The sequence below is a fragment of the Chromobacterium subtsugae genome (genome assembly GCF_001676875.1).
Taxonomy (GTDB): Bacteria; Pseudomonadota; Gammaproteobacteria; order Burkholderiales; family Chromobacteriaceae; genus Chromobacterium; species Chromobacterium subtsugae.
This window is the reverse complement of record NZ_JYKA01000001.1, coordinates 92,986-113,562: the sequence shown is the minus strand read 5'-3', so window position 1 is coordinate 113,562 and position 20,577 is coordinate 92,986. Positions and strand designations below refer to the sequence as shown.

The window sequence follows — 20,577 nt, the reverse complement described above, 5'->3', positions numbered from 1 at the left end:
AAAGGCCGCGGGCCGTTTCCACCATTCCGAAAGATACTATGGCAGATAAGACATTCAGTTTCAGTGCCGACGCGCTGAGCGGCATCGCCGGCCGCGTGCTCGAACTGGCCGGCAAGCTGGGCGCCAGCGCCGCCGAGGCCGATGTTTCCGAAGGCGTCGGCCAGTCGGTCAGCGTGCGCCTGGGCCAAGTGGAAACCATAGAATACAACCAGGACAAGGGCGTCAGCGTCACCGTCTATCTGGGCCAGAAAAAAGGCCACGCCAATACCTCCGATTTTTCCGACCAGGCGCTGGCCGATACCGTGCGCGCGGCGCTGGACATCGCCCGCTACACCGCCGAGGACGACTGCGCCGGCCTGGCCGATCCGCAGCTGCTGGCGGACGAGCTGCCCGACCTCGACCTGTTCCACCCGTGGCAGCTGCCGGTGGAGCAGGCGATCGAGCTGGCGCGCCGCTGCGAGGACAGCGCCCGCGCGGTGGATGCCCGCATCAGCAATTCCGAAGGGGCCAGCGTGTCGGTGCAGGCCAACCAGTTCGTCTACGCCAACAGCAACGGCTTCAACGGCGGTTTCGCCAGCAGCCGCCACAGCCTGTCGGCGGCGGTGGTGGCCGAGCAGGGCGGCGTGATGCAGCGCGACTACTGGTACTCCGCCGCCCGCCACCGCGACGATCTGGCGCAGGTGGAGGAGATCGGCCGCATCGCCGGCGAGCGCGCGGTGCGCCGCCTGGGCGGACGCCGGCTGAAGACCGGCCAGTATCCGGTTTTGTTCGAGGCGCCGGTGGCGATGTCGCTGGTCGGCCATCTGATCGCCGCCATCAGCGGCGGCAGCTTGTACCGCAAGTCGTCGTTCCTGCTGGATTCGCTGGGCAAGCCGGTGATGTCGAAGCAAATGGTGATAGACGAGGACCCGTTCCTGCTGCGCGGCCTGGCCAGCAGCCCGTTCGACAACGAGGGCGTGGCGACGCAGTCGCGCCGGCTGGTCGACGACGGCGTGCTGCAGGGCTATCTGCTGGGCAGCTATTCCGCGCGCAAGCTGGGCATGCAGACCACCGGCAATGCCGGCGGCTCGCACAATCTGGTGGTGCATTCCACCGGCGAAAGCTTCGCCGAGCTGCTCGGCCAGATGGGCAGCGGCCTGTTGGTGACCGAGCTGCTGGGCCAGGGCGTCAATACCGTCACCGGCGATTATTCGCGCGGCGCGGCCGGCTTCTGGGTGGAGAACGGCGTGATCGCCTACCCGGTGGAGGAAATCACCATCGCCGGCAATCTGCGCGACATGTTCCTCAATATCGAAGCAGTCGGCACCGATGTGCTGGACCGCGGCGGCCGCCGCATGGGCTCGGTGCTGATCGGCGGCATGATGGTGGCCGGCGAGGAGTGAGCGCCAGCCTGTTCGCGCCGCAGGGCGAGCCCTGGGCCGAGCGGCTGTCGGCCGGCGCGGTGCTGCTGCATGGCTGGGCGCTGCCCCAGGATGCCGAATTGTGCGCCGAGGTCGACGCCGTCATCGGCCAGGCCCCGCTGCGCGGCATGGAGACGCCGGGCGGCCAGAGCATGTCGGTGGCCACCAGCAGCTGCGGCGATTGGGGCTGGGTGTCCGACCGCGGCGGTTACCGCTATTCCGCCAGCGATCCGCAAACCGGGCAAGCCTGGCCTCGGATGCCGGCGCGTCTGCTGCGGCTGGCGGGCGACGCCGCCGCGGCCGCCGGCTTCCCCGGTTTCGCGCCGGATGCCTGCCTGATCAACTGCTATCAGCCCGGCGCCCGCATGGGCCTGCATCAGGACAAGGACGAGCGCGATTTCTCCGCGCCCATCGTCTCGGTGTCGCTGGGCCTGCCGGCGGTATTCCTGCTGGGCGGCCTGCGCCGCGCCGACCGCGCGTTGAAGATCGCGCTGGAGCATGGCGACGTGCTGGTGTGGGGCGGGGAGGACCGCATGCGCTTTCACGGCGTGCAGCCGGTCAAGCCCGGCGTTCATCCGCTATTGGGCGCGCGCCGCCTCAACCTGACTTTTCGCAAGGCGCGCTGATGCCGCTGCTCCACTGTTCTATCCCCCTGCCGCCGCACTTCCGTCCGCAAGACATCCTGGCTTTTCACCGCCGCGACGGCGAGCGGCTGGCCGAGCAGGTGGATGGCGACGGTCTGCGCAAGGGGCTGTCATGGCGCGGCGCGCCGGCTTGCCTGGCTTTGCGCTTTGCCGGCGGCGAAGCCCGGCTGGAATTGGCGCTGGACGGCGATGGCGATGGCGGCGACGCGCGGCTGCTGGAGCAGACCGGGCGGCGCATGCTGGGCTTGGCGCAGCCGGTGGAGGCGTTCGAGCGGCGCTACCGCGACCATCCGCAACTGGGCCGGCTGATCGCCGCGCGCCCCGGCATGCGGGTGCCGCAGACCGCGACGCCGTTCGAGGCGCTGGCCTGGGCGATCACCGGCCAGCAGATCAGCGTGCAGGCCGCGGTGAGCATACGGCGGCGCCTGCTGCAGCTGTGCGGCCGCCGCCATTCCTCCGGTCTGCTGTGCCATCCGGATGCCGCCGCGCTGGCGGCGCTGGATGCCGACCAGCTGGGGTTGGCCGGGTTTTCCCGCGCCAAAAGCCGCGCCTTGCTGGCGCTGAGCCAGGGCGCGGCGGCGGGGGAGCTGCCGCTGGACGATTGGCTGGCCGACATGCCGGCCGCGGACATTTCGGCGCGCCTGCTGGCGGTGCCGGGCATCGGGCCGTGGACGGTCAGCTACGCGCTGCTGCGCGGCTACGGCTGGCTGGATGGCTCGCTGCACGGCGACGTGGCGGTGCGGCGCGCGCTGCAGATGGTGCTGGCGACGCCCGACAAGGTGTCGGCGCCGGACGCGCAGCGCTGGCTGGAAGGCTTCGCGCCGTGGCGGGCGCTGGTGGCGGCGCACCTGTGGGCGCTGTTGCAGGCTGGCGGATTCTGATTCCGCCGCGGCGAGGCTTGCTGCTGCGCTGCGTTATTGACTATCTCTAATAGAACAAATAAGCCGTTCGCAAAGGGACAGTCATGCGCAGGCCGGGCAGAATCGGTTTGGTATTGTCGGGCGGGGGCGCCCGCGCGGCCTACCAGGTGGGGGTGCTGCTGGGCATCGCCAAGCTGCTGCCGGATCCGGCGCAGAATCCCTTTCCCATCATCTGCGGCACTTCGGCGGGCGCCATCAATGCGGTGGCGCTGGCTTCCGGGGCCGCCAACTACCAGCTGGCGGTGGCGACGCTGGCCAAAGTATGGAAGCAGCTGCACATCCAGGATGTGTACGATGTCAGCACCAGCTATTTCCTGAAAACCTTTCTGCATTTCGGCGTGTCGCTGCTCAGCGCCGGCCATGTCTGGCGCAATCCGCAAAGCTTTCTCGACAACGCGCCGCTGCGCGACACCCTGGGCCGGGCGATGCCATTCGACGCCATCGGCGGCGCCATAGACAGCGGCGCGCTGCAGGCGCTGGCCTTGACGGCATCCTGCTACACCACCGGCATGTCGGTGACGTTTTTCCAAGGCCAGGACAAGCTGGAAGAGTGGACGCGCTACCAGCGCTTGGGAATACGCGAGCGGATCGGGCTGGATCATTTGATGGCCACCGCGGCCATTCCGCTGATCTTCCCCTCGGTGCGCATCGGCGAGAAATTCTACTGCGACGGCGCGGTGCGCCAGCTATCGCCGCTGTCGCCCGCCTTGCATCTGGGCGCGGAAAAGCTGTTTGTGGTGGGCCTGGCCAGCCAGCGGCCCGATACCATAGAGCGGCGCAGCAGTGGTGCTTATCCGATGCCGGCGCAAATCTTCGGCCACCTGCTCAACAGCGTGTTCATCGACAGCATGGCGGTGGACATGGAGCGGCTCAGCCGCATCAACCACACGGTTTCGCTGCTGCAAAGCAGTGAGGAGCTGGCGAGCCGCACGCAATTGAAGAAAGTGGAGATTTTCCAGCTCAATCCCAGCAAGTCGCTGGAAGGCATCGTCTTTCGCCACACCCACCTGTTTCCGCCGTTTTTGCGTTTCATCATGAAGGGCACCGGGGCCACCCGGCAGCGCGGCACGGCGCTGGCCACCTATCTGCTGTTCGAGCCCGAGTATTGCCGGGAACTGATCGCGCTAGGCTACCGTGACACGCTGCAGCAGAAGGAGGAAATCCGCAATTTTCTGGAACTGTAGATTTCCGGAACTTTGCGCCGGCGCCCAAATCTCAGCTTTTCCGTTTACACTGCGTTAACGCAGTGGACATACCAAGAAAGGTTGAGGGGGATGGCTTTGAATATGACGAACAGGCAGGGCTTTCTGCTGGTGGCGGCGGCGTGCGCCGGCGCGATGGCGTTTGCCCTGTATGCGCAATATCAGCTGGGCGAGGAGCCGTGCCCGCTGTGCATCCTGCAGCGGATAGGGGTGATGGCGGCGGGCGCGATCGCGCTGCTGGCGGCGCTGCATAATCCAGGTCGCGCCGGCGCCAAGGTGTGGGGCGGGCTGACGGTGCTGGCGGCGCTGGCCGGCAGCGGCGTGTCGCTGCGCCAGCTGTGGCTGCAGAGCCTGCCGGCGGACCAGGTGCCGCAATGCGGCCCGGGTCTGGAATTCCTGATGGAGTCCTTCCCCTTGTGGCAGGTGCTGTCCAAGGTGCTGAAGGGCAGCGGCGAGTGCGCGACCATCCAGGGCACCTTCCTCGGCATGAGCATGCCGTTCTGGGTGGCGGTGTTCTTCGCCGGGGTGATCGTCTGGACGCTGTGGCTGGTGTTCCGCCGCCGCTGAGCCAGGCGCGCGGAAGCGCGATGCCGCCCATCCTGCGCGGGGAGGGCGGCATTTTCTTTTCCCGTGCCTAGGGAGCCGAGGCTTGCGGCGCGGCTGGGCCGGATTCGGCCTGGCAGACCCGGTTGCGGCCTTCGCTCTTGGCCAGGTACAGCGCCTGGTCGGCGTCCTCGAACAGGCTGCGCGGCGTGTCGTCGGCTGGCGGACGCGCGGCCACGCCTATGCTGCAGGTGACTTTGCCCAGCGGGCTGGCGGCATGAGGCAGTTGCAGGTCTTCCAGATAGCGGCGAAAGCGCTCGGCGGCGGCCAGCGCCTGCTCCGGCCGGCGGTTTGCCAGCAGGATGCCGAACTCCTCTCCGCCCAGCCGCGCCACGGTTTCGTCCTTGCGGCGGAAGCATTTGCGCAGCGCGCCGGCGGTGCGCTGCAACACCTCGTCGCCGGCGTAATGGCCGTAGTGATCGTTGTAGCCCTTGAAATTGTCCAGATCGACGATCAGCAGCGCCAGCGGGCGGCGTTGGCGCTGATGGGCGGCCAGCGTCGCGGCGAAGGCTTCGTCGAAATGGCGGCGGTTGTGGAGTCCGGTCAGGCCGTCGGTCATCGCCAGCGTGTGCAGGCGGGACAGGCTGGCGACGAAGCGCAGCATGCCGGCCAGCAGCAACAGCAGCGCCGTCACGCCGCCGCCGATCCAGAGGCGGCCCAGGTACAGCGCGACGGCGGAAGCCAGCAGCATGGCCAGCGCCGTCAGCGCGTAATGGGCCAGCAGCCGCCGCGGCGAGCGCTGGCGCGATAGCCGCCAGTCGGCCAACAGCAGGATCAGCCCGGCGAGCAAGCCTTTCCAGACGGTGTCCAGTTGGGTGATCTGCAGGTTTTCCAGCAGGGCGTGCACCATGAAGGCATTGATCTCCACGCCGGACAGCCCGCGGTTGTTGGCCGATATCGGTGTCGGGTGGCTGTCGCCCAGGCCGGTGGCGGTGGCGCCGATCAGCACGATGCGGCTGGCGAAGCTGGCCGGCGGCAAGCGATTCAGCGCGTCCGAGTAGGACACCGTCTGATACGGGCGGTTGCCGGAGGAGAAGGGCACCATCACCGCCTGCGCCCGGTGCCAGGCGGCGGCGCCGGCGGGCGCGGCGGCAGGTGTTGCCGGTTTTCCGCCGCTGGCCAGCTGGCACAACGCGCTGGCGAAACTGAGATAACGCGGCCCGCCCAGGCCGGCCTGCAGGTAGACGCGGCGGATGATGCCGTCGTCGTCCTGTTCGTAATCGGTGTGGCCCAGCCCGGCCATCGCCTGGCTCAGCAGCGGCAGCGGGCGGGTCTCCACCAGTCGCCGGCCCTGCATTTCCGGGAATACCGGGCCGATGACCTTGCCGTTGCGGCGGATGGCCGCCGCCAGATGCTGGTCGGCCTCCGGCTGGGCCGAGGGTTCGACGATGGCGATGTCCAGTCCCACGGCCTTGGCTTGCGACAGCTTGTCCAGCAATTGGGCGTGATAGGCGCGCGGCCATGGCCAGCGGCCGAGTTCGGCCAGGCTTTTCTCGTCTACGGCGATGACGGTGATGGCGGCGTGGTCGTCATGGGCGAGGCGGCTGCGGCTGAGGCCATCATACAGCCACAGGTCCAGCCGGTTCAGCAATTGGCTGCCTGTCAGCAGCAAACCCAGGATGGCCAGCAGCAAGGGTGTCAGCCGGCCAGGCCTGGGAGGGGATGGGGCGTGCATTAACTTTTCCGGATTCAGACCCACGCTCGGGGAGTGGACATGGCGGAGGGCGGCGCCGCCCTCATGGCAGGTCGAGCGACGGGTATTTCTCTTCGGCGTGGTAGCCGGTGTTGTCGTCAATATGGATGGTGACGGCAAAACGGCCGCGCGGCAAGTCGCGCAGCGGCCAGAGCGGCTGATCCGAAGTTTGCTGGAACGCCGGCGCGGCGGCTTGGCCCGCGGCGGGGATCAACGACAGGGTATAGCGCAGGCCGGGCAGCGGATAGCGGCGGGTGGCGAGAGCCGGGGCGCGCAGATCCGGCAGGCCCAGCCAGCCGGTCACGTCCAGGATCTGGGCATCGCCATAGGGGCCCAAGGCGCCGTCGGCGGCGATGGAGGCCATGCGCCAGTGCCAGGCGCCCGCGGCCGGCAGTTCCAGGCTTTTCTGCGGCTCGTCCACGCGGCCGTTGAACAGCAATTGCTGGAAGCCGGCGTCGCGCGCCACTTGCAGCCAAGCCGGCTGGGTTGCGCTGGCGCTGCTGCGCAGCGTCATCGTGTGGCCGCGCTGCTGCTGCGGGCCCTGGCTTGCGACTATCAGCGGCGGCAGCGGATAGGCGCGCAGCGCGAAGTCGCGCTGGCTGTCGAAGCCCTGCAGGCCGACGGCGTTGACCGCGCGGATGGTCAGGCGATAAGCGCCGTTTTGCGGCAAGGCGGGATAAAAGCGCGGCGCCGCGCTGTCGCGTTCCTGTAGCAGGCGCGGTTGATCGCCTTGCTGGTGGATGGACAGGTGGTAGCCGTCCTCTCCGGGTGCCGCCTGCCATTGCAGCGGCGGGGGATTGAATGCGGAGCTTGGCGGCAGGCCTGTCAGCGGCGGAGCCGGCGGCAGCGCGACCGGCTGGCCGTCGCCGGATTTGCCGCGGCTGCCGAAGCCGGCGGGCACGTCGACCTCGCCTTGCCGGGCATTGACGTTTACCGTGCCGCGCAGCACTTCGGCGGCGGTGTCGTCGTCGCTTTGGCTGCGCACGCGGAATTCAGTGCCGCGCACGGTGGTGACGGCCGACGGCGTCTGGATGCGATAGCGGCTGGGCATCAGGATATTGGGGATCACCGAGCTGCCGGTGCTGCCATTTTCCAGCTTGTTTTGCGACTGGATGGCGCCGGTGCTGGGGTAGTAGGCCTGGCTTTCCAGCGTCAGCGTGGTGTTGGCGTTGAGCACCAGCATGGAGCCGTCCTGGAATTTCAGCCGCAGCATGGCGTCGTCGCCGGTTGAGAAGCGGGTGCCGCCGGGGTAGTGTTGCCCGCGCACCAGGCTGAGAGTGGCGCCGTTGCGGCCCTGGGCGCCCACCTTGCCGGACATGTCGTCCAGCACCGCGTCGGCGACATCCTGCTTCACCCAGGCGTAGGGAATGTTGAGCAGGCTGCCGGGCGGCAGCTTGTAGGGATTGGCGATATGGTTTTGCGCTTGCAGCTTCGGAACGTAGCTGGGTGAGACCAGGTGCTGGGATGCGACCGACCAGAGGGTATCGCCAGCCTGCACCCGGTATTGCCAGATGGCGGTGTCGGCGGTCGTGCTGGCGATGGCGGGCGGACAGGCCAGGCATGCCGCCAGCAAGATTGCCTTGTTCATTCTATAATCTCTTGATGTTAAATGTATAAAGTTTGCCAGTATTACCGCGGCGGGCGCGTTTGGCAACCCCGCCTTGGGATTTATTTGACATATCGGGCGGGCGAGAGGCGGGGCGAGGCGAGAATGCAAAAAAGCAGCCCTAAGGCTGCTTTTGTGACTATTGGCGGAGTGGACGGGACTCGAACCCGCGACCCCCGGCGTGACAGGCCGGTATTCTAACCAACTGAACTACCACTCCAACCGCAAACTGGTGGGCGTTGACGGAGTCGAACCGCCGACATTCTGCTTGTAAGGCAGACGCTCTACCAACTGAGCTAAACGCCCGTAAACGGGTACTGCTTTGTATTGTTGGCGGAGTGGACGGGACTCGAACCCGCGACCCCCGGCGTGACAGGCCGGTATTCTAACCAACTGAACTACCACTCCAACCGTAAAACTGGTGGGCGTTGACGGAGTCGAACCGCCGACATTCTGCTTGTAAGGCAGACGCTCTACCAACTGAGCTAAACGCCCTGAATTCGTTTCGCTGCTTGCGTTTCAGCGAGGAGGCGAATTAAAGCACAGGGTTTAAGCTTGCGCAAGGGCCTTGCCGTAGTTTTTTTAACAAAGCCGCCCGTTTTGAATATTTGCTCCATTTTTCTGTCGTTTTGCCAGCGTAACGGGTGACGGCGACTTTACGCCTCATGTATCATGCCGCGATTAGGTTTTGACCGGATGATGTGAAGAATGAAGCCGACCTTTCTCGATTTTGAGCAGCCGATCGCCGAGCTTGAGAACAAAATAGAAGAACTGCGTTTTGTTCAGGATGACTCGGTGCTGGACATATCCGAGGAAATCGCCCGCCTGCAGAAGAAGAGCCTGGAGCTCACCAAGACGCTGTATGCCAAGCTGACCCCGTCGCAGATCGCGATGGTGGCGCGCCACCCGCAGCGTCCTTATACCCTGGACTACATCCAGGCCATCTTTACCGACTTTGAAGAGCTGCATGGCGACCGCGCTTTCGCCGACGACGCCGCCATCGTGGGCGGCCTGGCCCGCTTCAATGGCCAATCGGTGATGGTGATCGGCCAGCAGAAGGGCCGCGATACCAAGGAAAAGATCCGCCGCAATTTCGGCATGCCGCACCCGGAAGGCTATCGCAAGGCGCTGCGCCTGATGAAGCTGGCCGAGAAGTTCGGCATCCCGGTGCTGACTTTCGTCGACACCACCGGCGCCTGGCCCGGCATTGGCGCCGAGGAGCGCGGCCAGTCCGAGGCCATCGGCCGCAATCTATATGAGATGACCCGCTTGCGCGTGCCCATCATCGTCACGGTGATAGGCGAGGGCGGTTCCGGCGGCGCGCTGGCGATCGCGGTGGGCGACCACGTCAACATGCTGCAGTACGCCACCTATTCGGTGATTTCGCCGGAAGGCTGCGCCTCCATTCTGTGGAAGACCGCAGAGCGCGCGTCCGACGCCGCCGAGGCGCTGGGCATCACCGCGCCGCGCCTGAAAACCCTGGGTCTGATCGACCGGGTGGTCAACGAGCCGGTGGGCGGCGCCCACCGCGACCACGCGCAAATGATGACTACCATCAAGCGCGTGCTGCAGGACGAATTGAAGGAAGTGCAGTCCAAGCCGCTGGAAGAATTGCTGAAACAGCGCTTCGACCGCCTGATGAGCTATGGCCGCTTCAAGGAAGATGCCGCCTGATCTGATCGGGCGCCTCATCAAGCATTGGCCGGACGAATTGTCCGGCCAATGTTCTTTTGAGGTGGGCCTCTCCGGCGGCCTGGACTCGGTGGCGCTGCTGTCGCTGCTGTGCGGGGTACGCGAGGAGATGCCGGGCCTGCGGTTGTCGGCGGTGCATGTCCACCATGGACTGAGCCCCAATGCCGACGCCTGGGCGCGGCATTGCGAGCAGTTGTGCGCAGCGTTGCAAGTGCCATTGCGCGTCGCGCGCGTGGCGGTGACGGCGGCGGGCGGCGACAGCCTGGAAGCGGCGGCGCGCGATGCGCGCTACGCGGCCTATCGGGAGTCGGCCGCCGGGGTGGTGGTGTTGGCGCACCATCTGGATGATCAGGCGGAGACGGTGCTGCTGCAACTGTTGCGCGGCGGCGGGGCGAAGGCGCTGGCGGCGATGCCGGCGCTGCGGCCGCTGGCGGGCGGCAAGCTGCTATGGCGGCCGTTGCTGGCGCTGACGCGCGCCGAACTGGAAGCCCATGTTCGCCGGCAAAGCCTGGCCTGGGTGGAAGACGAAAGCAACCAGGACACCCGTTACCGCCGCAATCTGTTGCGGCTGGAAGTGCTGCCGCGCATCGAGCGCGGCGTTCCGCATTACCGCCGCCATCTGGCGCGCGCCGCCGCGCTGCAGGCCGACGCCGCCGCCATCTTGCAGGAAGTGGCCGACGCCGATCTGCGCGCCTGCCGCTGCGAGGCGGGTTTGAGCCTCCCAGCGTTGGCGGCGCTGTCGGGGCCGCGCCAGCGCCAATCGGTGCTGGCCTGGATCGAAAGCCTGGGCTGGAGTGCGCCGGAGCCGGGCGCCTTGCTGGAGTTTTTGCGGCAGGCGCATCATGCGGCCGGCTCTCCGCAACTGGCGCTGCCTGCCGGCCATCTGTTGCGTTTTGCCGATACCCTGCAGGCCTGGCCGAAAGTTCAGCTCAGTCACGGGTCAGAAGTGTTGCCAGATTGCCGCGGCGGACGGGCGCTGAGCCTGCCCGCCTGGGGCGGCGAGTTGAGCTGGGAGTGGCGCGAACGCGGCCTGCCAGACGCGGCGCTGGCCGGTTTGTGGCTGGCATTGCGCCGCGGCGGCGAGAAGTTGCCGGCCCAGGTCGGCCGGCGCGAAGTGAAAGACCTGCTGCGCGAAGCGGGCCTGCCGCCGCTGCTGCGCCAGCGCTGGCCGCTGCTGTATGGCGCCGACGGCCAATTGCTGGCACTGCCCGGCATCGCGATTTCCTTCGTCCATTCGACAGGGCCGGGCTGGTGGCCGCGCTGGACGCCGGTCCGCGCCGGCCATGGCGACCCGGCCAGGGCTTAGCTGCCGAGCTGACGCAGCGACTGCTTCAGTTCCTGCTCCATCCGCGCCAGTTCCTCCATGGTTTGCAGACGCTGGCGGTCGCGCTGTTCCGCCAACTGAATCTTTTGCTGGATCATCGCCACCGTCTTGTCCTGCACGTGGCGCAGCGTGGCGACATCCACCGCTTGGCGCTGCAGTGCCTTCTCCGCGCCCAGCACATTGTCGTGGATCTGGTCAGCGGCGCGCTTCATCGACGCCTGGATCTGATCTTTGACCCGGTTGCTGATCTCGATATTGGCCTTCTGGCGCAGGCTGAGCAAACCCATGCCGATCTCGGCGCTCCAGGCGGGGATCGCGTTTTCCAGCAGCGCGCGGAAATCGTCGTGGATGCCGCGGTTGGCGTCCTCCAGCCCCTTGATCTGCATCGCGCGCAGCTTGGACTGGTGGATCTGCAGCGCGATCGCCTCGACGCGGCGGCCCAGCCGGTCCACCCGCTGGCGCTGCTCGGCCATCGGCATCGGCTCGGCGGGGTTCATCGCCGCCAGCTTGGCGGCTTCTTCGTCGCGCACGGCTTCCAGCGCCGGCAGCAGCTGCTCCAGCGCCTGCATGTCGTTGAGGTTGGCGGCATAAGCGCCGTTCAGCCACCGGTTGTCGCCTTCCAGCACCTGCAGCCGCTGGCGCAAATCGGCGCAAATCTTGTCTATCTGGCCCTTGGCGCTGTCGAAGGCCTGCGCCAGGTCCACTTTCGCCAGCTTGAAGGCGCGGCGCACCTTGTCCACCAGGCCGCTCAGGCCGTCCGGGCTGCCGAGCTGGTCGAATTGCACCGAACTCATCAGCCGCAGCACGTCGTTCATGCCGCGGCCGAAGGCGCCGGTGTCGCCGGCGCGGGTCTTGGCCAGCAACTGGTCGGACAAGCCCAGCAGCTGGCGGGTCTGGCTGCCGCCTATCTCTTCGAGCTTGTCGCTGGCGAGCTGGCGCAGCTGACTGATGAGGATGGGGTCGGGCGCGCTTGCGGCTGCGGTGGTGGCGGGGACGGCGCTCTGGGTGGCCGCCGCGGCCGGGCGATCGAACAGGTTTTGGTATTGGGGCATCGGGGTCTCACAAACGTTGCTGGATGTCTATCACCAGCAGGGACAGGAAGTTGGCGCGCCAGTCTTCGATGTCCTGTAATTGGCGTTGCAGTTGTTCTATCAATTGCCGGCTGGACGCGGCCTGCATGGCAAGGATATGGGCCTGGGTGCCGATGCGCTGCCGCAGTTCGGCGTCGGGCGGCAGCAGCGCGCCGGCGTCGGTTTGCAGCGTCGCCGAAAGCCGCTCCAGGTAGCCGGTCTGCCTTTGCAGCTCGTCCATGTCCTTGCTGATGAACACGTCCGGCTTCATTTCGCTGCGCAGAAAACCCTGCAACTGGTCTATCAGTTGGTGGCCGCGCGTCTTGTCCGCCGCCGGCTGGCCCCAGGGCAGGCGCCAGCGCGGCCGCATCAGTTGCTGCAGCTCCCGGGCCTGCCGCTGCGCCTGGCGGAACTGCTGGTCGAGCCGGGTTTCGCGCAGCTTCAGCGATTGCACGAGGTCTATCACCCGGTGGGCCAGGCCTTCGTTCTGCCGCAGCAATTCGTCGTAGCGGCGCTGCAACCCGGTCGGCGTGGCGATACTGGCCGGCGCGGCCGGCGGGCGGGCATCGGCCGCGCCGGGCGCGCCAGGCATGCGGTCGAACAGGGCGCGCGGGTCCGGCCGCGCCGCTTCGGGCGCGGCGGCTTGCGCTCGCGGCGGCTGGGCGTCGAACAGGCCGCGGTAGTCGGACATGTCAGCCCTGGTAGCCGAACAGGTGGAAGAAGTCCGGCAGCTCTTTGCCCGGGTAGCCCTGATTGACGTTTTCCACGCTCCAGGCCTGGCCTTGCTTGCGGATGCTGGCGAACAGGCAGCCGGTGGAGCCGGCGTCCAGCGCGGCCAGGTCGACCTGGCACAGCAATTCGTCGGTTTGCTGGTTGTAGACGCGCATGCTGGCGTCGGCCACTTCGGCGAAGGTCTGGCCGCGGGCGGTCGCCTTGTCTATGGTGGCGACCAGCGCCACCACGTCGCAGTTGGCCGGCAAGGCGTGCAGACGGATCAGGATGGCCTCGTCCGGGCCTTTGGCGTCGCCGGAGCGGGAGTCGCCCAGCAGGTGTTCCATCGACGGGGTTTTTTGCTGGCCCCAGTAGCAGATGTGGCCGACATCAGCGATGGCGCCCATCGGGCCGCCGCCCTGGCTGTTGAGCGGGAAAGCGCTGGTGTCGAGGTCGTAGCTGCCCTTGGCGCTGTGTTGCGGCGGCGACCAGGACAGTTCCAGGCGGATTTCATTCAGCGGCGCGCTGTTCTTGATCAGCGGCAGGCTGCCGCCTTTTTGCATCGGTAACATGGAAAGTCTTTCTGAAGGAGATCGGGAGCGGGACGGTCAGGCGCGGTATTCGGCCGGCAACTGGGCGTGCCAGCGCTTGAATTCCTGGTCGAATATGCGCTCGTAAAGCTGCTGGGTTTTCAGCGCGGCGAGGTCGGTCAAGCGGTGGAAGGTGCAGCCTTCCACCGCTTCGGCGGCTTCGCGCATCCGCTCGAACTGGACTTTTTTGTCGGAATTGGCGCCGATCAGCACGACGAAGGTGCCCATTTCGGCCAGCTGGCGCAGCTGCGACAGGAAATACTGGTGGGAGCCCATGTCCTCGCCGTCGGAGACGAAGAGCGCGAGGTAAGCCTCCTTGCGCGGCGGCGGCGTTTTCTTGCCGAAGCCGAACAGGCCCTTGATCAGCCCGCCCAGCTTGCTGGCCATGCCCTCGCTTTCCAGCAGCGCCTGCAGCGCGCGGCCGTAATCGGTGCTGCCCCACAGGATGGGCTGGGCGCGGCGGAGGAATTCCTGGCGGAGGTTGCCGGCATGGTCCAGCGAGTAGTCGCCGGTATCCAGCGCGCGGTCGGAGAAGCCGATGATCTGGATGTTGCGGTCGGGGTCGATCTCGCCGGCTATCGCCAGTGCGGCGGTGAAGAAGGGGTCCACCACGTAGCCGCCGCCGGGCAGCGGGCTGGTGAATTCGTCGCGGAAGGAGCCGCTGACATCGGCGAACAGCTTGACGTTGATCTTGAAGGCGGGCGGGATGTCTTGTTTTTGCAAGACCAGACGCACCTTTTCCTGCTCTTTGACCATGGGCAGACTCATGTTTGCGCTCCTGTTATTGTCATTTGGCGAAGGTGTGGAACGACATTCCATTTTTGTGCCGGTAAGTATATAGATTTGCCCTTTTGAGGCCAATGTACTGGTATTTTTTGCCAAATGCGCGCTTGGCATCGCGGATGCGAAAACGCGCCGGCGGGCCGGCGCGTTGGCGAGGGAGAAAGGCGGCGCGGCCTGGCAGGCCGCCGCCCGGGCGTCAGAAGCCCTGGTAGCGCGAGCCCTGGGCGCCGCCGGCGGGCGCCTGGGGGCGGCCGGCCGGTTGGGATGGCAGGCCCTGCTTCAGGTAGCGGATGGCGGCCTCAAGCTGGGCGTCCTGGCCCTGGAAGCTGGCCCAGGGCGGATTGTCCACTTCGATGTCCGGCGTCACGCCGCGGCCTTCCACCACCCAGCGGCTGCCGCCGGCGTCGGTCACGAACTGCGGCGAGCTGGCGGCGCGGGCGATGCCCTTGTCCCGGCTCCAGTTGTCGTCGCTCAGCCACATGCCGGCGCCGGCGGTGCGTTCGCCTATCAGGGTGGCGATGCCGAGCCGCTGCAGGCCCAGCGCGAAGGTTTCGCCGTCGGAGTAAGTGTCGCCGTCCACCAGCGCCACCACCCGGCCGCGGAAGGCGTGCGGCGGATTGGGGCTGGCCAGGGTCTGATTGCCGTCCTGCCACCATACCCAGACGCGGCGCAGCAGCTTTTCCAGCAGCCACTGGTCGATATTGCCGCCGTTGTTGTGGCGCAGGTCCAGGATCAGGCCCTCGCGCTCGAACACCGGGTAGTATTCGCGCGCCCAGCGCGCCGCGTCCTCCTTGCCCATCGCCTGCAGGTGCAGGTAGCCGACGCGGCCGCCGGTTTCCCGCTCCACCCGCGCTTTGCGCTGGCTCTCCCAGCCCAGATAGCGCAGATCGCGGTCGCGGCCGAGGCTGACCGGCGTGACGATGACGTCGCGCGGCTTGCCGTCGCCGCGCTGGATGCCGAGCAGCACCTGCTTGCCGACCTGGCCGCGCAGCGCGCTGGCGAGCGCGTATTCGCTCTTCAGCGGCTGGCCGTTGATTTGGCGGATGAGGTCGCCGACGCGGATGCCGGCCTCCGGCTGCGCCAGCGGCGAGCGCTCTTCCAGCAGTTCCGGGTCGCCGTTCCAGATGGCGGCCACCTGCAGGCCGCCGGGCGCGCGGCGGAAGTCGGTGGCCAGCTGGCCGACCTCGGGCTCGCCGCCGCCGCCAGCTTCGCGCAGGCCGACCTGGCTGTGCTGGATGCCGACTTGGGCGATCATCTGGGCGAGGACGTCATTCAGCTCCTGGCGGCTGGTGATCTTGTCCAGCAGCGGTTCGAAGCGGCGGCGCGCCGCCTGCCAGTCCACCGCCCGGATGGTGGCGGCATGCACTTTGTCGCGGTGCATGCGCCAGGTGTCGTTGAAGATCTGCCGCCATTCGGCGCGCGGGTCCAGCGGCAGCGACCACGCGCGCAGGCTGACGGTGTACTTGTCCAGCTCCTTGGGCGCCTGGGCGGCGGCCGGCAGCACCAGCAGGCTGGGTTGCTTGTTGACCTCCTTCACCAGCAGCAGTTGCTTGCGGTCGGCGGACAGGCGGAATTCGCGCACCCCTTCGCTGAAGGTTTCCGGCTTGGGCGGGGTCGGGTTGGGCGCCTCTATCGCCAGCGTGGCTAGTTGCTTGACCTCCGCTTCCGGCGTGTCGGCACGGGTGAAATAGAGCCGCTTGGCGTCCACTTGCAGATTGTCGTAATTGCCCGGTTCCAGCGGCACCTCGTACAGCCGCTGGCCGAGGCCCGGATCTATCTTCACCGGTTTGGCGGCGGCGTCTTTGTCCTTGCCCTTGGCCTCGTCCTGCTCCTTGTCGTCGCCGTCGGCCGCGCGCTTGCCGGCCAGCTCGTCTTTGGGGAGGAAGGGCCAGCGGGCGGAGGCGTCCAGCATCAGGCCGTAGATCTTGGTTTGCCGGTTGAAGTAGGGGCCGGGGTCGCGCTGGCCCCAGGGGCTGGAAACCTGGGAGTCCAGATTGCGGTCGCTGAGGAAGTACAGCGTTTTGCCGTCCGGCGCGAACGCCGGGCTGCGGGCGTGGTAGCGGTCACTGGACAGCGGTTGGCCGCGGCCTTCCTGGCTGTCGTACAGCCACAGCTGGCTGAACTCGTTGGCGGCGTCGGCGCGGTAGGCCAGGTAGCGGCTGTCGGGCGACCATTTGAAATCGCTGAGCTCGCCTTGCTCCAGCTGGCGGATCAGCTTCTTGTCCCGGCTGCCCAGGTTGAGCAGCCACAGCCGCCTGCGGCCGTCGGCATAGGCCAGCTTGCGGCCGTCGGGGGAGGGGGTGGGCTGGTAGATCGGCGAGTCGCTGCCGCGGGTCAATTGCTCGGCGGCATCGCCGCCGCGGGCGGAGACGCGCCAGAATTCCTGCTCGCCGTCCTTGTCGCTGACCAGCAGCAGCGATTTGCCGTCGGCGCTGAAGGCCAGTTCGCGCGCGCGCTGGCCGCTGTCGGCGAGCGCGTCGACGCGGCGGCCGGCGCCGACCGGGAAGATGGAGACATAGCCGCGCGCCTGCACCGCCACCCGGTCGCCGTTGGGCGACAGCGCCAGCGCGGATAGGTAGTTGACCGGGTTGTTGATCATCTTGGCGCGCAGCTGGTCGAAATCGGAATTCAGCGCGATCGACAGAGTCTGGTCCTGGCCGCTGCGCGGATCGAGCACATGGATCTGGCCGGCGCGGGTGAAGACGATGCGGCTGCCGGCGGCGGTGCGGGCCAGGCTGGCGCCGCGCACTTCGAAGTCCTGGTAATGGGTGAGCGGCTGGCTGTCGGCCAGCGCGCCGTCGGCGTCCAGGCGGGCGCGCCACAGATTGAGCCGGCCGCCCTTGTCGCTGATGAAATAGGCCTGGCCGTCATCGCACATCGGCTGGCGGCTGGTGCCGGGGTGGCCGGGGAAGGCCGGCTTGGCCTCGCGGCCGGGCTGCCAGCTCCACAGCTGTTGGCGCTTGCCGCCGACATAGCCGACGACGTTGTCCGATGGCTGCGGCTCGCGGGCGAACAGCGTCGGCAGGCCCTGGGCGTCCAGGCAGGCTTCGGCGGCTTCGGCCAGCGGCAGCGGCGTGCGTTCGCCGCTGTCCGGGTGGATCAGGTAGAGCCGGGTGTCGGGTTTGCCGCTGTAGCGGCTGCTGGAGACCAGCACCCGGCCGTCACGGCTCCAGCCTTCCACCTTGACGCCGCGGTCGCCGTCTATGGTCAGCCGTTTGGTGGCGCCGCCTTGCGCCGGCATCACGTATACCTCGGGCGCGCCGTCGTAGCGGCCGACGAAGGCCAGCCAGCGGCCATCGGCCGACAGGGCGGGGCTGTAGGCGTCGGCCGGGCGGCTGGTCAGGCGCCGCGCCATGCCGCCGCTGTACGGCACGCTCCACAAGTCGCCTTCGGCGACGAACACGATGCTGTCCGGACCAGCCGCGGCCTGGCGGTAATAACCGAGCGCCCGGCTATCCACGGCCTCCGGGCCGGAAGGGAGGGCGGCCAGGGCCGGCAAGGCGAAGGGAAAGGCAAGGGCCAGGATGGCGGGGCGCGCGGGGAAACGGCTGGGCAAGAGGCTCTCCAAATCATGATGAACGGGTAATGTTCGATGATGAGGGAAAGTTCTGGTGATGACAACGGCGTTTGGACGGCATGAAAACCCGGCGGGGCCGGGTTCTGCGCAATGGCCGGGACGGCAGTCCCGGCCGGTGGGGGCTTACAGGTCGACCGACAGCGAGACGGCCACGCTGCGCGGCGCGCCCAGGTAGTAGCGAACGCCGCCGCCGTCGCTGGCGTTGGCCTTCATGCCGGACGGAATGCGGTAGCTGGTGTTGAAGACGTTGCCGACGTTCAGCTTCAGCGTCGGATTCTTGAGCATGGAGGTATTGCCGAAGCGGTAGCCGGCATCCAGGTCCACCAGCGTGTATTCCGGCACCGCCTCGTCGTTGACCAGGGTGGCGTACTGCTTGCCGGTGTGCTTGACGTCGGAGCGGACATACCAGGCGCCCGGCGAGTATTGCAGCGACAGGGCCGCCATCCATTGCGGGGTCATCGGGAAGTCCTTGCCCTGGGTGGCGAGCACGGTGTTTTTCTGCCAGTTGATGTCGTTCTTCATCTCGCTGTGGTTGGTGGTGAACGAGGCGTAGGCGCTCCATCCCTTCACCGGCACCGTGCCCAGCTCGATTTCAGCGCCCCAGGTGTGGACGCTGCCGGCGTTGACGTTGACCGACTTCAGCGTCACCGGGTCGTAGCTATTGGCCTGGCGGTTGCTGTAGTCGACATTGAACAGCGAGCCGCTCAGCGTCACGTAGTCCGACTGCAGGCGGTAGCCCAGGTCGGTGTTGATCGCGGTTTCCGGCACGATCTCGTTCACCAGCTGCACCTGGCCGTTGACCACCTGCACATTGCCGTTGGTGCTGCTGTACACGTAGTTGGGCGGCGCGCGGTAGTTCTTGGTGACGTTGACGAATACCTGCTGCTTGGGCGTCAGGTAATAGCGCGCGCCGAGGCTGGGCAGGGTTTCGCGGTAGGTGCGGTTGATGTTGTAGTTGTACGCCGCCGGACAGTTGGCGGTGGCGCCGCAGCCTTCGTTGGCGTAGTTGGTGAAATCGCGGTTGATCGATGGCGCGCGCACGCCGGCGGTGATGCCCAGCTTGTCTTCCAGGAAGTTGAACGTGCCCATCGCGAACAGCTGGCTGGCGGTGCTGATGGTGTCCCAATCGCGATACTGGTAGCGGCTGCCGTCCGGACGGGTGATGTAGTTGGAGTTCAGCCAGACGCTGCTGGAAGTGCCGTCGTTGTTGACCGGCACGCCGGGGCTGGTCTGCACGTGTTCGGCGCGCTCATACCACAGGCCGGCCTGCAGCAAGTGGTTGCCCAGGCTTTGCTCCATGGTGACCGTCACGCCGGGCCGGCGGGTGCGGGTGACCGAGCTGGAGGCGATCAGAATCTTGTCCAGGGTGTCGCCGTCGCCGTTCAGGTCTTTGGAGGCGGTGTTGCTGTGGGTGGCGGGGTTGAGGAAGCCGCTTTCCGACAGCAGTTGCTGCTGGCTGCCGCCGGTGCCGTAGCCATACCAGTAGTAGGGCTCGATCTTGACGCGGGTGTCGGGACCCAGCTTGAGCACGGCGTCCACTTTGGCGATCACGTTTTGAAACGGGCTCATCGCCAGCTGGTAGTAAGCCGGGCTGGGGCCGGACTCGATCTGGGCCGTGCCGTTTTTCGGCGGCAGGTGGCCGGGGGCGAAGCTGGTCGAATAGTCGTAGTTGTAGCCGTACTTCTGCAGCTCGGCCAACGTCGGGCTGTAGATGGCGTTGGCGAGCTGGCGGTTGTACAGGATGGAGGCGTTGATATAGCTGCCGGAGTCGAAATCGTAGCGGAAGCCGGTGTCGACGTGGTCGCGGGTGACGTCGCCCGAGCCTTTCCATTTGTCCGACTCGGTATGCGAATAGCTGATGAAGGCGCGCGCCTTGTTGTCGGCGAACAGGCCGGTGTCGCCGCGCAGATAGGTGCGGTGCAGATGGTTGTTGCCCATGGTCTGCGACATGCGGAAGCGGCGGGTCTTTTCCGGATCGCAGGTGACGAAGCCCAGGTTGCCGCCGCTGGCGCCGATATGCGGGGAGTCGGTATCGCTGGAGCCTTGGGTGACGAAGGCCTGGCACAGGTTTTCATTGTCGATGAATTCCTGCGGATAGACGGCGTAGCTGCCCGAATCGTTGACCGGCACGCCGTTGATGGTGATGCCCAGCTGGTCGGAGTTGAAGCCGCGTATCGTCAACGCGCCGCCGAACAAGCCGGAAGCGTCCTGGCTGGAGGCGTTGACGCCGGGCAGCATATTGATGCCCTGGTAGATGTTGGACGTCGGGCTTTGCTTTTCCAGCGAGGCCTTGCTGACGTCGCTGCGGGCACGCACGCCTTCCTGCTGCTGCAGCAGGCCGACGCCGAGCTTGTCGCCGACGCCGGTGATGGTGACGGTTTCCAGCTGGGCGCTGTCGGCCAGGGCGGCCGGACTGCCCAGCGCGGCCAGGACGGCCAGCGTCACGGGACGCAGGTAATTTGATGGTTTCATTCTATTTCCTTGTTATACGAGCCAAATATATTGTTTTAATGCCATTGTTGTTTGCCGGGCGCAGCCGATGTCCTGCCTGATGGGTAGGGCAGACTAACGTTCAAGCAAACGGATACTGTCGATCCGGGAGGCGGCGTGGACCGGGGAGGAGCCATGAAGGAGTCGGCAAGGCAAAGTGAGCACCTGGAATGGAAAAGCGGCCACGATTGTGGATTGTTTTCCGAAGAGCGGCTTGTGCGGCGGCGCGAACATATTTTGCCTTGAAAATATCCTGGAAGCGGCAAATCTAG

At 66.8% G+C, this 20,577-nt stretch carries 15 protein-coding genes and 4 tRNA genes; 7 read left to right on the top strand and 12 right to left on the bottom strand.

Features of this window, described 5'->3' with window-relative positions; translation table 11 throughout:
* Window positions 1-38: 38 nt before the first annotated feature.
* The 5 genes from pmbA (at window position 39) to MY55_RS00530 (ending at window position 4,733) form a co-directional block, all read left to right on the top strand.
* Complete coding sequence (pmbA, locus tag MY55_RS00550) at window positions 39-1,382, top strand: metalloprotease PmbA (RefSeq protein ID WP_047244581.1); 1,344 nt, start codon at window positions 39-41, stop codon at window positions 1,380-1,382.
* Window positions 1,379-2,026, top strand: a complete 648-nt coding sequence (gene alkB / locus MY55_RS00545; RefSeq protein WP_047238662.1) for a DNA oxidative demethylase AlkB — start codon at window positions 1,379-1,381, stop codon at window positions 2,024-2,026. The genes pmbA and alkB overlap by 4 nt, the downstream gene beginning before the upstream one ends.
* Window positions 2,026-2,925, top strand: a complete 900-nt coding sequence (locus MY55_RS00540) for a DNA-3-methyladenine glycosylase family protein (protein WP_047244582.1) — start codon at window positions 2,026-2,028, stop codon at window positions 2,923-2,925. Before alkB ends, MY55_RS00540 begins: the two co-directional genes overlap by 1 nt.
* An 83-nt stretch (window positions 2,926-3,008) precedes the next feature.
* On the top strand, window positions 3,009-4,148 hold the full coding sequence (locus tag MY55_RS00535; protein ID WP_043574719.1) for a patatin-like phospholipase family protein: 1,140 nt from the start codon (window positions 3,009-3,011) through the stop codon (window positions 4,146-4,148).
* Between the two features lie 102 nt (window positions 4,149-4,250).
* Window positions 4,251-4,733, top strand: coding sequence for a disulfide bond formation protein B (locus MY55_RS00530; RefSeq protein WP_230623353.1), 483 nt, complete (start codon window positions 4,251-4,253; stop codon window positions 4,731-4,733).
* A gap of 67 nt (window positions 4,734-4,800) precedes the next feature.
* Here the strand turns inward: MY55_RS00530 and MY55_RS00525 are convergent, their stop codons facing one another.
* The 6 genes from MY55_RS00525 to MY55_RS00500 all read right to left on the bottom strand — a co-directional run bounded on the left by MY55_RS00525 (window position 4,801) and on the right by MY55_RS00500 (window position 8,563).
* Window positions 4,801-6,444, bottom strand: a complete 1,644-nt coding sequence (locus MY55_RS00525) for a CHASE2 domain-containing protein (protein WP_081284596.1) — start codon at window positions 6,442-6,444, stop codon at window positions 4,801-4,803.
* 61 nt (window positions 6,445-6,505) lie between these two features.
* Entirely contained in the window at window positions 6,506-8,050 is a 1,545-nt protein-coding gene (locus tag MY55_RS00520) for a FecR domain-containing protein (RefSeq protein WP_065201833.1), read from the bottom strand.
* Window positions 8,051-8,211: 161 nt separating this feature from the next.
* Window positions 8,212-8,288: transfer RNA gene (locus MY55_RS00515), tRNA-Asp, on the bottom strand.
* A 10-nt stretch (window positions 8,289-8,298) separates the two neighbouring features.
* A tRNA-Val gene (locus MY55_RS00510) sits at window positions 8,299-8,374 on the bottom strand.
* 25 nt (window positions 8,375-8,399) lie between these two features.
* Window positions 8,400-8,476: transfer RNA gene (locus MY55_RS00505), tRNA-Asp, on the bottom strand.
* A gap of 11 nt (window positions 8,477-8,487) precedes the next feature.
* Window positions 8,488-8,563, bottom strand: a tRNA-Val gene (locus tag MY55_RS00500).
* A 213-nt stretch (window positions 8,564-8,776) separates the two neighbouring features.
* Between MY55_RS00500 and MY55_RS00495 the strand changes: the two genes are divergently transcribed.
* A complete protein-coding gene (locus MY55_RS00495; RefSeq protein ID WP_043579170.1) occupies window positions 8,777-9,742 on the top strand; it encodes an acetyl-CoA carboxylase carboxyltransferase subunit alpha in 966 nt (321 codons plus the stop codon).
* The gene (gene tilS / locus MY55_RS00490; RefSeq protein WP_047238584.1) at window positions 9,732-11,066 is read left to right on the top strand and encodes a tRNA lysidine(34) synthetase TilS; all 1,335 of its coding nucleotides are present in this window, start codon (window positions 9,732-9,734) and stop codon (window positions 11,064-11,066) included. The genes MY55_RS00495 and tilS overlap by 11 nt, the downstream gene beginning before the upstream one ends.
* Here the strand turns inward: tilS and MY55_RS00485 are convergent.
* The 6 genes from MY55_RS00485 to MY55_RS00460 all read right to left on the bottom strand — a co-directional run bounded on the left by MY55_RS00485 (window position 11,063) and on the right by MY55_RS00460 (window position 20,287).
* A complete protein-coding gene (locus MY55_RS00485) occupies window positions 11,063-12,136 on the bottom strand; it encodes a toxic anion resistance protein (RefSeq protein WP_043579172.1) in 1,074 nt (357 codons plus the stop codon). The two genes, tilS and MY55_RS00485, sit on opposite strands and share 4 nt — an antisense overlap.
* Window positions 12,137-12,143: 7 nt before the next feature.
* The gene (locus MY55_RS00480; RefSeq protein ID WP_047244163.1) at window positions 12,144-12,845 is read right to left on the bottom strand and encodes a hypothetical protein; all 702 of its coding nucleotides are present in this window, start codon (window positions 12,843-12,845) and stop codon (window positions 12,144-12,146) included.
* A gap of 1 nt (window position 12,846) precedes the next feature.
* Window positions 12,847-13,437: a TerD family protein gene (locus MY55_RS00475; RefSeq protein WP_080509600.1), complete on the bottom strand. Its 591-nt coding sequence runs from the start codon at window positions 13,435-13,437 to the stop codon at window positions 12,847-12,849.
* Between the two features lie 36 nt (window positions 13,438-13,473).
* The gene (locus MY55_RS00470; protein WP_152681630.1) at window positions 13,474-14,223 is read right to left on the bottom strand and encodes a vWA domain-containing protein; all 750 of its coding nucleotides are present in this window, start codon (window positions 14,221-14,223) and stop codon (window positions 13,474-13,476) included.
* 211 nt (window positions 14,224-14,434) lie between these two features.
* On the bottom strand, window positions 14,435-17,794 hold the full coding sequence (locus MY55_RS00465; protein WP_081284595.1) for a S41 family peptidase: 3,360 nt from the start codon (window positions 17,792-17,794) through the stop codon (window positions 14,435-14,437).
* Window positions 17,795-17,938: 144 nt separating this feature from the next.
* Window positions 17,939-20,287 (bottom strand): TonB-dependent receptor, encoded by a 2,349-nt coding sequence (locus MY55_RS00460; RefSeq protein ID WP_047258227.1) that lies wholly within the window; start codon window positions 20,285-20,287, stop codon window positions 17,939-17,941.
* Window positions 20,288-20,577: the final 290 nt, after the last annotated feature.